Origin of the sequence: Oceaniovalibus guishaninsula JLT2003 (assembly GCF_000299575.1) — a bacterium.
Classification (GTDB): domain Bacteria; phylum Pseudomonadota; class Alphaproteobacteria; order Rhodobacterales; family Rhodobacteraceae; genus Palleronia; species Palleronia guishaninsula.
Map to the genome: position 1 here is coordinate 1 of NZ_AMGO01000012.1, position 12,255 is coordinate 12,255.

Annotated in this window: 11 protein-coding genes; 10 read left to right on the forward strand and 1 reads right to left on the reverse strand. The window is 67.8% G+C overall.

The window, feature by feature from the left end; genetic code table 11:
- A partial coding sequence (locus tag OCGS_RS04435) for a sodium:solute symporter family transporter (protein WP_040610529.1) occupies window positions 1-693 on the forward strand: 693 nt, incomplete at its 5' end.
- Between the two features lie 58 nt (window positions 694-751).
- On the opposite strand, the gene OCGS_RS04440 is transcribed toward OCGS_RS04435, so the two are convergent.
- A complete protein-coding gene (locus OCGS_RS04440) occupies window positions 752-1,795 on the reverse strand; it encodes a GlxA family transcriptional regulator (RefSeq protein WP_007426037.1) in 1,044 nt (347 codons plus the stop codon).
- Window positions 1,796-1,893: 98 nt separating this feature from the next.
- Between OCGS_RS04440 and OCGS_RS04445 the strand changes: the two genes are divergently transcribed.
- The 9 genes from OCGS_RS04445 (at window position 1,894) to OCGS_RS04485 (ending at window position 12,255) form a co-directional block, all read left to right on the forward strand.
- On the forward strand, window positions 1,894-3,147 hold the full coding sequence (locus OCGS_RS04445) for a sarcosine oxidase subunit beta family protein (protein ID WP_007426038.1): 1,254 nt from the start codon (window positions 1,894-1,896) through the stop codon (window positions 3,145-3,147).
- A gap of 13 nt (window positions 3,148-3,160) precedes the next feature.
- Window positions 3,161-3,460, forward strand: coding sequence for a sarcosine oxidase subunit delta (locus OCGS_RS04450; RefSeq protein ID WP_007426039.1), 300 nt, complete (start codon window positions 3,161-3,163; stop codon window positions 3,458-3,460).
- The gene (locus OCGS_RS04455; protein ID WP_007426040.1) at window positions 3,457-6,462 is read left to right on the forward strand and encodes a sarcosine oxidase subunit alpha; all 3,006 of its coding nucleotides are present in this window, start codon (window positions 3,457-3,459) and stop codon (window positions 6,460-6,462) included. The genes OCGS_RS04450 and OCGS_RS04455 overlap by 4 nt, the downstream gene beginning before the upstream one ends.
- A gap of 13 nt (window positions 6,463-6,475) precedes the next feature.
- Window positions 6,476-7,012 (forward strand): sarcosine oxidase subunit gamma, encoded by a 537-nt coding sequence (locus tag OCGS_RS04460; RefSeq protein WP_007426041.1) that lies wholly within the window; start codon window positions 6,476-6,478, stop codon window positions 7,010-7,012.
- A 62-nt stretch (window positions 7,013-7,074) separates the two neighbouring features.
- Window positions 7,075-8,340: a serine hydroxymethyltransferase gene (gene glyA, locus OCGS_RS04465; protein WP_007426042.1), complete on the forward strand. Its 1,266-nt coding sequence runs from the start codon at window positions 7,075-7,077 to the stop codon at window positions 8,338-8,340.
- Between the two features lie 3 nt (window positions 8,341-8,343).
- Window positions 8,344-9,759 (forward strand): L-serine ammonia-lyase, encoded by a 1,416-nt coding sequence (locus tag OCGS_RS04470; RefSeq protein ID WP_007426043.1) that lies wholly within the window; start codon window positions 8,344-8,346, stop codon window positions 9,757-9,759.
- A 4-nt stretch (window positions 9,760-9,763) separates the two neighbouring features.
- Window positions 9,764-10,648, forward strand: coding sequence for a formyltetrahydrofolate deformylase (purU, locus tag OCGS_RS04475; protein WP_007426044.1), 885 nt, complete (start codon window positions 9,764-9,766; stop codon window positions 10,646-10,648).
- A 122-nt stretch (window positions 10,649-10,770) separates the two neighbouring features.
- Window positions 10,771-11,763, forward strand: a complete 993-nt coding sequence (locus OCGS_RS04480; RefSeq protein WP_007426045.1) for a Bug family tripartite tricarboxylate transporter substrate binding protein — start codon at window positions 10,771-10,773, stop codon at window positions 11,761-11,763.
- A 60-nt stretch (window positions 11,764-11,823) separates the two neighbouring features.
- Window positions 11,824-12,255, forward strand: a complete 432-nt coding sequence (locus OCGS_RS04485; RefSeq protein WP_007426046.1) for a tripartite tricarboxylate transporter TctB family protein — start codon at window positions 11,824-11,826, stop codon at window positions 12,253-12,255.

The window sequence follows — 12,255 nt, forward strand, 5'->3', positions numbered from 1 at the left end:
TTCTCGGCGGTTTTGCCCTATATGGCGGTGCGTTTTCTGGCATTCCGGCCCGATGTGCGGTTCTCGACGGTCGCGATGTATGTCGCGCCCTTCGCCTGCATCCTGTCGCTGATCCCGGTGGTGGGGCTTTACATGCGGGTGCGGATGCCGGAACTGGCGCAGGCCGATCAGGCGATGCCGGTCTATTTGCAGACCTATCTGCACCCGGCGCTGGGCGGTTTCGTGACGCTGTGCATCCTGTTCGCCATGCAATCGACGGCGAATTCGCTTCTGCATACGGTGGCGTCGGCGGCGTCGCACGATCTGCGGCGGGCGCTGTTTCCCCGGCACGAGAACGCGGCGACGGTATTGTTCCTGAACCGGGCGGCGGTCGTCGTCTTCGGGGCGCTGGGGCTGGTGATGATGCTTTATGCGCCGCCCTTCCTGCTGTCGTGGCTGGGCATCCTGGGGACCGGAACGCTTCTGGCGGCGCTGGTCGGCCCCGTCTTCGTGGCATCGTTCTGGTGCGGCAACGGCTGGGGCGCGCTGGCGGGCATGACCAGCGGGTTCGTCGTGTCGGGCGCGATGCTGCTGTGGACGAATGCGGGCTGGGTCGTCGGGCCGCTGACGGGATGCCTGGTGTCGAGCCTGTGCTATGTCGCCGTCAGCCTTGCCACCCGGCGGACGCCGCGGCCCGTGGGCCAGACGGTCTGACGTTTCAGAATCGAGGCCTAAAGCGGCGCCGGGTTCACCCCCCGGCGCCGTTTCGCGTTCAGCCTCCGAGCTGTCCCGCCGCGAGGTCGATCTGCTTTCGCCATGCGTTCGGTGTGGTGCCGGTTTCGCGGCGGAAGGCGCGGGTCAGGTGCGAGGCGTCGCAAAAGCCCGTCTCGGCGGCGATGCGGGCGACGGTGCGGTCGGGCCGCGCCAGCAGCAGGCGGGCCTGCGCCAGCCGCACCTTGAGGAACGCGTCGGCGGGCGAGAGGCCCAGAGACGCCTCGAACCGCCTTTCGAGCTGGCGCCGGCTGACCTGAAGGCGGGCGGCGATTTCGCCTACATCGGGCGGCGCGTCCATGTTCTGTTGCAGCGTCAGCAGCGCGCGCCTGACCAGCGGATCGGTCGCCTTCAGTTCCAGCGGCAGGCCCGGCTGCGGGTCGTCGGCGGCCATCGCCGCGTCGATGATCAGGATGTGCAGGCTTTTCTGCGCGGCGGCGCGGCCGATATGCCGCTCGACCAGGAAGGCGGCGAGATGGGCGGCGCTGGCTCCGCCAGAACAGGTCAGCCGGTTGCGGTCCACGACGAAGATGCGGTCGGCCACGGGGCGCAGCCCCTCGAACCGTTCGAGAAAGTCGTCGTGGTGGAACCAGCTGACGCAACAGCGATAACCGTTCATCAGCCCGGCGCGGTGCAGGATGAACGCGCCGGTGCAGACGCCGACCAGCGGCACGCCGGCCCCGGCCGCGCGGTGCAGGAAGGCGGCCGTCCGGGGATCGAGACGCTCGGTCTCCTCGACCAGGCCGCCGACGACGACGATATAGTCGAAGCGCGCGGGATCGCCCTGCGCCTCGTCGGGGCTGACGGCGATGCCGCAACTGGACCGGACGGGGTCGGGGGAAAACGACAGCACCCGCCACGTGCAGCGGATGGGGCGCGAGCGGTCGCCTTCGTCGGCGGCAAGGCGCAGCACGTCAACGAAGTTGGCGAAGGCCGACAGCGTGAAACGGCGCGCCAGCAGGAAGCCGATTCGCAGGCGCGGGGCGGTGGGGGGGCTGGGCGGTTGCGGCATGTCGCGATCATACCACGGCTGCGGCGCATCCATCCAGTATCCAGCGATTCGATTTCAGGCATGATGGGTCAACCGGGAATCGACGCCGCAAGCGATGCGCTGCCCCCGGATTTCTTTGTCAGGATCGTGCCATGACCCACTTTTCCGCCATGTCGCTGCTGAAGAACGCGCTGAACGGCCACAAGGGCTGGCGCGAACAATGGCCCGACGCCGCGCCGAAGAAGGAATACGATGTCGTCATCGTCGGCGCCGGCGGTCACGGGCTGGGTGCCGCGTATTATCTGGCCAAGGAACACGGCATCACCAATGTCGCGGTGATCGACAAGGGCTGGCTGGGCGGCGGCAATACCGGACGCAACACCACGATCATCCGGTCGAACTACCTCTATGACGAAAGCGCGAAGATGTACGATCACGCGCTGGATCTGTGGGAGGGGCTGAGCCAGGATCTGAACTACAACGTCATGTTCTCGCGCCGGGGCGTGATGATGCTGGCGCATAACGTCCATGACGTGCAGAGCTTCCAGCGCCATGTCCATTCCAACCGCCTGAACGGCGTCGACAACCGCTGGCTGACCCCCGAGGAGGCCAAGCGGTTCTGTCCGCCGCTGAACATTTCCAGGGATGCGCGCTATCCGGTGATGGGCGCGGCGTTGCAGATGCGCGCGGGCACCGCGCGCCACGATGCGGTGGCCTGGGGTTATGCGCGGGCGGCGGCAGCGCGGGGGGTGGACATCATCCAGAACTGCCCCGTCATCGCGATCCGCCGCGACGCCTCGGGCGCGGTCGAGGGTGTGGACACCGCCAAGGGGTTCATCCGCGCGAAGAAGGTCGCCGTGTCGGCGGCCGGGCACACCTCGGTGGTGATGCAAAGCGCCGGCGTGCGGCTGCCGCTGGAAAGCTATCCGTTGCAGGCGCTGGTCAGCGAGCCGGTGAAGCCCTGCTTCCCCTGCGTGGTCATGTCGAACGCGGTCCACGCCTATATGAGCCAGTCCGACAAGGGCGAGCTGGTGATCGGGTCGGGGACGGACCAATATGTCAGCTATTCGCAGCGCGGCGGCCTGCCGTTGATCGAGCATACGCTGGCGGCCATCTGCGAGGTGTTCCCGATCTTCAATCGGATGCGGATGCTGCGCAAATGGGGCGGCATCGTGGACGTGACGCCGGACCGCTCGGCCATCGTCGGCAAGACGCCGGTGAAGAACCTGTATGTCAATTGCGGCTGGGGCACGGGCGGCTTCAAGGCGACGCCGGGGGCCGCGCATACGCTGGCCTGGACCGTCGCCAAGGACGAGCCGCATCCGATCAACGCGCCCTTCACGCTGGAGCGCTTCACCACCGGGCGGCTGATCGACGAGGCCGCCGCCGCCGCCGTCGCGCATTAGGGAGACGAACGCCATGCTGCTGATCCATTGCCCCTATTGCGACGAGACGCTGCCCGAGCTGGAATTCGCCTATGCGGGCGAGGCGCATATCGACCGGCCGGCGGATCCCGCCAGCCTGTCGGACGAGGAATGGCGCGACTATCTGTTCATCCGGTCGAACGTGAAGGGGACGCATGCCGAACGCTGGCGGCACATTCACGGCTGCGCGCGGTTCTTCAACGCGCTGCGCGACACGGTCAGCGACGAGTTCATCACCACCTATCCGGCGGGTCAGGCCCGCCCCGACCTGACCATCAAGGAGGCAGCAGAATGAGCCGGTTCCGCGTTCAGGGAAAGGGCCGCGTCCGGCACGACGCGCCCGTCGGGTTCACCTTCGACGGCAGGGCCTATGACGGGCTGCGCGGCGATACGGTCGCGTCGGCGCTGCTGGCGAACGGCGTGCATCTGATGGGGAGGTCGTTCAAGTATCACCGCCCGCGCGGCCCCGTCTGCGCGGGCACCGAAGAACCGAACGCCCTGGTCGGCACGTCGCGCGACGGCGGAGCCAAGGGCGGCCGGTTCGAGCCGAACACCCGCGCCACCGCGCAGGAATTGCGGCAGGGGCTGACCGTGGAAAGCCAGAACAGGCTGCCCAGCCTGAAATTCGACGTGGGGGCGGTGAACGACCGGCTTTACATGCTGTTTTCGGCCGGTTTCTATTACAAGACGTTCATGTGGCCGCGCAGTTTCTGGGACCGCGTCTATGAGCCGGTGATCCGGGCCGCGGCCGGTCTGGGCAAGGCGCCCGACACCGTCGATCCCGACCGCTATGCGTCGCGCTATCTGCACACCGACGTGCTGGTCGTGGGGGCGGGGCCGGCGGGGCTGACGGCGGCGCTGGCCGCCGCGCGGTCGGGGGCGGAGGTGACGCTGGTGGACGAACATGCCGAGATGGGCGGCGCGCTGCTGTCCGATCCCGGTGTGGGGATCGACGGGATGCCGGCCTGGGACTGGATCGCCGCACAACTGGACGAACTGGACCGCCTGGGCGTGCGGCGGATGACGCGCACGACCGCCATCGGGTATTACCATCAGAACATGGTCGGATTGTGCGAAAGGCTGACCGACCATCTGGATACGCTGCCGGACGACGCTCCGCGCGAACGGATGTGGCGGGTGCGCGCGGGTCATGTGGTGCTGGCGCAGGGCGCGCTGGAAAAGCCGCTGGTCTTTGACGGCAACGACCGGCCCGGCGTGATGCTGGCGGGGGCGGCGCAGACATACCTCAACCGCTATGGCGTGCGGGTGGGCGACCTGGCAGTCGTCGTCACCAGCCACGACAGCGCCTGGCATGCGGCCTTCGACCTGGCGGATGCGGGCACGCGCATCGCCGCCATCGTGGATACGCGCGCTTCGGTGCGCGCCGATCTGACCGAGGCCGCGGCGCGCCGGGGCATCCGCGTTCTGGCGTCGCATACGGTGACGGCGACCTGGGGCCGGCTGCGGGTAAAATCGGTGCGCGTGGCCCCTGTGCGCGACGGCAAGGTGCAGGGCGGATACCGCATCGACTGCGACTGCCTGCTGATGTGCGGCGGCTGGACGCCGTCGCTGCATCTTTTTTCGCACACCAAGGGCACGCTACGCTGGGACGACGTGCAGCAGGCGTTCCTGCCCGACCGTTCGGTCGAGGCGTGCCAGATCGCCGGGGCGGGCCGGGGCCTTTGGGGATACGAGGCGGCTTTGCGCGACGGGATCGCCGCCGGGAACGCCGCAGCCGAGGCTTTGGGCCGCGACGCGCAGGACAGCGCGGTTTTGGTCGCCAACGACCGCACCGGCAGCGGCGTCAGCCACAAGGAGCTGCCGACCGACGGCGATCCGAACCGGGCGCGGGCCTTCGTCGATTTCCAGAACGACGTGACCGCCAAGGACATCCGGCTGGCCGTGCGCGAAGGCATGCGGTCGATCGAGCATGTGAAGCGCTACACGACGAACGGCATGGCGACCGATCAGGGCAAGATGTCGAACGTCAACGGCCTGATGATCGCGTCGGACGCGGTGGGCAAGGCGCCGCCGCAGGTGGGGCTGACGACGTTCCGCCCGCCCTATACGCCGACCACCTTCGGCACCTTCGCGGGCTATCATCGCGGCGGGCAGTTCGAGGTGACGCGCAAGACGCCCATCGACGCTTGGGCCGAGGCGCATGGCGCGGCGTTCGAGCCTGTGTCGCTGTGGCGGCGCGCGTGGTATTTCCCGCAGGCGGGCGAGGACATGCACGCCGCCGTCGCGCGCGAATGTCTGGCGACGCGGCGGTCGGTCGGTATCTTCGACGCCTCGACCCTGGGCAAGATCGAGGTTTCGGGGCCGGATGCGGTCGAGTTCATGAACCGCATGTATACAAACCCTTGGACCAAGCTGGGCATCGGGCGCTGCCGCTATGGCGTGTTGCTGGGCGAGGACGGCTATATCCGCGACGACGGGGTGATCGGGCGGCTGCGCGACGATCTGTTCCATGTCACCACCACCACGGGCGGTGCCGCGCGGGTGCTGGCCATGATGGAGGATTACCTTCAGACCGAATGGCCCGACCTGGATGTCTGGCTGACCTCGACCACCGAACAATGGGCGACCGTGGCCCTGAACGGACCCGATGCGCGCAAGGTTCTGGCGCCGCTGGTCGAGGGGCAGGACATGTCGGCCGAGGCGCTGCCGCACATGTCGGTGGCCGAATGCACGGTCGCCGGGATCCCGGCGCGGCTGTTCCGGCTGAGCTTTACCGGCGAGCTGGGATTCGAGATCAACGTGCCCGCGCGCCACGGCCTCAGGCTGTGGGAGGCGCTGATGCAGGCGGGGGCCGACTACGACATCTGCCCATACGGGACGGAAACGATGCACGTCCTGCGCGCCGAGAAGGGGTTCATCATCGTCGGGCAGGATACCGATGGCACGGTGGCCCCCGACGACGCCAATCTGGGCTGGGCCATCGGCAAGGCCAAGACGGATTTCGTCGGCATGCGGTCGCTGCGGCGGCCCGATCTGGTGGCCAAGGGCCGCAAGCAGCTTGTCGGTCTGCTGACCGAGGACGGCGCGGTACGGCTGGAGGAGGGTGCGCAGATCGTCGCCGATCCAGACCAGCCCAAGCCGATGAAGATGCTGGGCCATGTCACGTCGTCCTACAGCAGCGCGACGCTGGGCCGCTCCATCGCCATGGCGCTGATCGAGGGCGGCCGCGACATGGACGGGCAGATCGTGCATGTGCCGATGCCGGACGGCGTGCACAAGGCGCGGATCACCTCGACGAATTTCTACGATCCCGAAGGCGAGCGGCTGAAGGTCTGAAGGAGAACAGGCGATGACGTTACACGACAGAGACCTGCACGGCGCGACCGTGACCATCGAGGAGATACCCCCCGTCGCGCGCTTTTCGCTGCGGGTGCGCGACAAGGACCGGGCGGCGGCGGGGGCCGCGCTGGGCGTCGATCTGCCGGACCGCGTGGGCGACCGGGCGGCGTCGGGCGACAGGACGCTGGTCTGTCTGGGGCCGGACGAATGGCTGGTGACGGCGCCCGAACAGGCACGCGACGGCATCGTGCGCGACATGGCGGCGATCCGCGACGGCGCGCCGCACAGCCTGACCGACATTTCGGACCGCGAGATCACGTTCCGCGTCGCCGGTCCGGCGGCGCTGACGCTGATGACCATCGGTTGCCCGCGCGACCTGCGGCGGCTGGAACCGGGGCGCGCGGTGCGCACCGTCTTCGACACGGCGCAGATCGTGCTGTGGCGCGACGGGCCCGACAGCTTCCGTCTGGACGTCTGGCGGTCGTTTGCGCCACATGTGCGCAGCCTGCTGGAAATCGGCCGCAAGGAAATCGCCGCCGGTTTCTGACCCCTTCGCCCCGTCGCGGCCAGCCCGGTCGCCGGATCATTCGACGCTTGAGAGGATATGCCATGCTTGACGCCCGGATCACCAACCCGATTTCGGACAAGCCCATCGCCGATGCGATCGCCCACGAACTGGCCCGCCAGCAGCGCCAGATCGAACTGATCGCGTCCGAGAACATCGTCAGCCGCGACGTTCTGGCCGCCCAGGGGTCGGTGCTGACGAACAAATACGCCGAAGGCTATCCCGGCCGGCGCTATTACGGCGGCTGCGAATATGCCGACGTGGTCGAGGACGTCGCCCGCGACCGGCTGAAGCAGCTGTTCGGCGCGGCGCATGTCAACGTGCAGCCCCATTCGGGCGCGCAAGCCAACCAGGCGGTGTTCCTGGCGCTGCTGAAGCCGGGCGACAAGATCATGGGCATGTCGCTGGCCCATGGCGGGCACCTGACGCACGGATCGCCGGTGACGATGTCGGGCAAGTGGTTCGAGGTCGTGTCCTACGAGGTCGAGGAGGACAGCCACCTCATCGACATGAAGAAGGTCCGCGACAGGGCGTTGGCCGAACGGCCCAAGCTGATCATCGCGGGCGCGTCGGCCTATACGCGGCCCATCGACTTCGCCGGGTTCCGCGCCATCGCCGACGAGGTGGGCGCGTATCTGATGGTGGACATGGCGCATTATGCGGGTTTGATCGCGGCAGGGCAGTATCCCGACCCGGTGCCGCATGCCCATGTCGTCACGTCCACCACGCACAAGACGCTGCGCGGTCCGCGCGGCGGCATCATCCTGACCAACGACGACGATCTGGCCAAGAAGTTCAATTCGGCCGTGTTCCCCGGCAATCAGGGCGGCCCGCTGATGCATGTAATCGCCGCCAAGGCCGTCGCCTTCGGCGAGGCGCTGGACCCGTCGTTCAAGGACTATGCCAGGCAGGTCATCGCCAATGCGCGGGCGCTGTCGGACACGCTGAAGGCGGGGGGCCTCGGCATCGTGTCGGGCGGCACGGATTGCCATATGGTGCTGGTCGATCTGCGGCCCATGGGCGTCACCGGCAAGGATGCCGAGATCGCGCTGGAGCGGGCGGGCCTGACCTGCAACAAGAACGCGATCCCGTTCGATCCCGAAAAACCGTTCGTCACCTCGGGCGTGCGGCTGGGCACCCCGGCGGGCACGACGCGCGGTTTCGGCGAGGACGAGTTCCGGCGCGTGGGCAAGATGGTGCTGCAGGTGATCGAGGCGCTGTCGAAGACCCCCGAGGGCGACGGGGCCGTCGAGGCCGAAGTGCGCGCCGAGGCGGAGGCGCTCTGCGACGCCTTTCCGATCTACGGCTAGGTCATGTTCATCTCGGTCTTCGAGATCTTCAAGCACGGCATCGGCCCCTCGTCGTCGCATACGATGGGGCCGATGGTGGCGGCCGATCGCTTCCTGTCCGAGTTGCGGCAGGCCGAGGCGATTCCCGGCGCGGGCGCGCCCGCCTCGGTGCAGGTGTCGCTGCACGGATCGCTGGCCTTCACCGGCAAGGGCCATGCCACCGACCGCGCGGTGATGCTGGGGCTTCTGGGCCAGCGGCCCGAAACGATGGACCCCGACGCGGGGGACGGGATGCTGGCCGCGCTGGCCGAACGGCGCAGTCTGGACCTGCCCGACCTGCCGCCGCTGGCCTTCGATCCGGCGCGGGATCTGGTCTTCGACTATGACCTGGCCCTGTCGCTGCATGCCAACGGCATGATCTTCCGCGCCTTCGACGCACGCGGCAACCCGCGCCTGACGCAGACCTACTATTCCGTCGGCGGCGGCTTCGTGATGTCCGAGCCCGAGCTGCTGGCCGAGCGCGAGGCGAAGTCGGGAGCGGTGTCGCTGCACGACCACAAGGTCATGCGGCACTATCCCTATCCGTTCGCCACGGCGGCCGAGATGCTGCGCATGGGCGAAAAATCGGGCCTGTCCATTGCGGCGATGAAGCGCGCCAACGAGGAAGCGGCCGGGGCGGACGATCTGGATGCGGGACTGGACGCTCTGGCCGACGCGATGAACGGCTGCATCGACCGGGGGCTGGCGCAGGACGGCATCCTGCCCGGCGGCCTGAAGGTGCGCCGCCGGGCCAAGGCGATCCACGACAAGCTGGTGGCGGAACGGTTCAGCAACCGGCAGATGCCGCATGTCGCCAACGAATGGATGAGCGTCTATGCCATGGCCGTGAACGAGGAGAACGCCGCCGGCGGCCGCGTCGTCACCGCGCCCACGAACGGGGCGGCGGGCACGGTGCCGGCGGTGCTGCGATACTGGCAGGACCATTGCGACGGAATTTCCGACGATGCGCGCCGCGATTTCGTTCTGACGGCGGCGGCCATCGGCGGCATCATCAAGGCCAACGCGTCGATTTCGGGGGCCGAGGTGGGCTGCCAGGGCGAGGTCGGCAGCGCGTCGGCCATGGCGGCGGGCGCTTTGTGCGCCGCGATGGGCGGCACCAACGCGCAGATCGAGAACGCCGCCGAGATCGCGCTGGAGCATCACCTGGGCATGACCTGCGACCCGGCGGGCGGGCTGGTGCAGGTGCCCTGCATCGAACGCAACGCGCTGGGCGCGATCAAGGCGGTATCGGCTGCCGCGCTGGCGCTACGCGGCGACGGCAGCCATTTCATGCCGCTCGACAATTGCATCGAGGTGATGCGCCAGACCGGCCATGACATGAGCACTAAATACAAGGAAACCTCGACCGGCGGGATTGCCGTGAACCTGCCGGAGTGCTGAACCGATGGACAACATGATCGTCACCGGCACCGGGCCGTCGGGGCGCGGCCTGATCGCCGCCGTCGCCGCGTGCCTTGCCGATGCGGGTTGCAACATTCTGGACAGCGCGCAGTTCAACGACGAGGATTCGGGCCGCTTCTTCCTGCGGATGGTGGTGCGCAGCGAAACCGGCACCGACCGGGCGACGCTGGCAGCGAAGCTGGCCGAGACGGGCGCGCGCACCGGGCTGGACCTTGCGCTTCACGGGGCCGAGGACCGGATGCGCGTCGTCGTCATGGTGTCGCGCTTCGGTCATTGCCTGAACGACCTGCTGTATCGCTGGCGGATCGGCGCCCTGCCGATCGAGATCGTGGCGGTGATATCGAATCATACCGACTATGCCCGCACGGTCGAGGGGCACGACCTGCCGTTCCACCATATCCCCGTCACGAAAGCGACCAAGGCCGAGGCCGAGGCGCGGCAGCTTGACGTCATCACCGATGCGGGTGCCGATCTGGTGGTGCTGGCGCGCTATATGCAGGTGCTGTCGGACGCGCTGTGCCAACGGATGTCGGGGCGGCTGATCAACATCCACCATTCGTTCCTGCCCAGCTTCAAGGGCGCGGTGCCCTATCGGCAGGCGTTCGACAAGGGCGTCAAGCTGATCGGGGCGACCGCGCATTTCGTCACCGCCGATCTGGACGAGGGGCCGATTATCGAGCAGGACACCGTGCGCGTCACCCATGCCCAGAGCGCCGAGGATTTTGTGGCGCTGGGCCGCGATGTCGAGGCGCAGGTCCTGTCGCGCGCCGTTCACGCATATGCCGACCGGCGCGTTCTGCCCAATGGCGACAAGACGGTGGTGTTTCCCGCCTCGCCGGGCGCCTTCGCGTCCGACCGGATGGGCTGAGCGGCGGGCATCCGCGGCATTCGCACGAGAAAAGCCGTGACAGGTGCGGCAGTCCCTGTATCCATGATGCCGGACGTCCGGTGCAGGACGCTTGCCATCCGCCAATCGACAGGGAGAGTTGCATGAATTTCAGAACCATCCGGCACGGGATGCTGGCGGCCGTTATCGTCGCCACCGCACCGATTGCCGTCGTCGCGCAGGATTTCACCCCCGAATCGCCCGAATGCATCGCACCGGCCAATCCGGGCGGCGGCTGGGACTTCACCTGCCGTCAGGTCGGCAAGGCGTTGCAGGATCTGGATCTGATCCCCTCGACGATGCAGGTGGTGAACCTGTCGGGCGGCGGCGGCGGCGTGGCTTTTGCCGAAGTGGTGAACAAGCGCAATTCCGAGGACGATCTGGTGGTCGCGGCATCGTCGGCGACGGCGACACGGCTGGCGCAGAACGCCTATCCCGGCAATACCGCCGACCAGGTGCGCTGGCTGGGCGCGGTGGGCGCCGATTACGGCGTGATCGCGGTCGCCGCCGACAGCGACATCCAGACGCTTCCCGACCTGATGGACGCGATCAAGGAAGATCCCGCTTCGGTCGCGATCGGCGGCGGGTCTGCCGTGGGCGGCTGGGACCATCTGAAGGTGCTGATCGCGGCGAAGGAAGCGGGCATCGACGATGTGCGGTCGGTGAAATACATCGCCTTCGCGGGCGGCGGCGAGGCGGTGACGCAGCTTCTGGCGGGATCGCTGCAAGGGTTCACGGGCGATCTGTCCGAAGCGCAGGGTTTCGTGGAATCGGGCGACATCCGCGTCATCGCGCTGCTGGCACCCGAAAGGCTGGGCGGCGAATTCGCTGATCTGCCCACGGCGCGCGAACAGGGGATCGACGCCATCGGCGCCAACTGGCGCGGCTTCTACGGCCCCGGCGGGATGAGCGATGCGGCCTACGATTACTGGGTGGACCGGATCGACACGCTTTACGACAGCGACGAGTGGCAGAAGATCATGGAGGCGAACGGTCTGGCCCCGCTGGACCTGCAAGGCGCAGAGTTTGAGGCGTTCGTCGAGGAATCGATTCAGGAGATCGAGGATCTCTCGCGCGAGATCGGCATTGTCCAGTAACGCAGCGCCCGGCCCCGGCACGTGTCGGGGCCGGGCATCCGTCATCGGAGCGACAGCCGGATGAGCGACCGCATCTTCGGCGGCATTGGCCTGGCACTGGCGATCCTGTTCGCATGGCAGGCGGCGACGATCCAGGAAAGCTTTCTCAGTGACATTGTCGGCCCCAAGGTGTTTCCCTGGATCATCGCCGCGGTGATGGCGCTGGCATCGGTCTATTTCCTGATCAAGCCCGATCCGGCCCCCGACTGGCCGCGCGCCGGGCGACTGGCCGAAATCGCGGTCGCGGCGATCGTCATGCTGCTTTATGCGCAGCTTCTGCCCGAACTGGGCTTCGTCATCGCGACGGCGCTGGCGGCGGGATATCTGACATGGCGGCTGGGATCGCGGCCCGTGGCCAGCGCGGTCATCGGCATCGGCACGTCGCTGGGCATCTATGTCGTGTTCCGTCTGCTGCTGGGGCTTAGCCTGGCGCGCGGACCGCTGGGCTTCTGA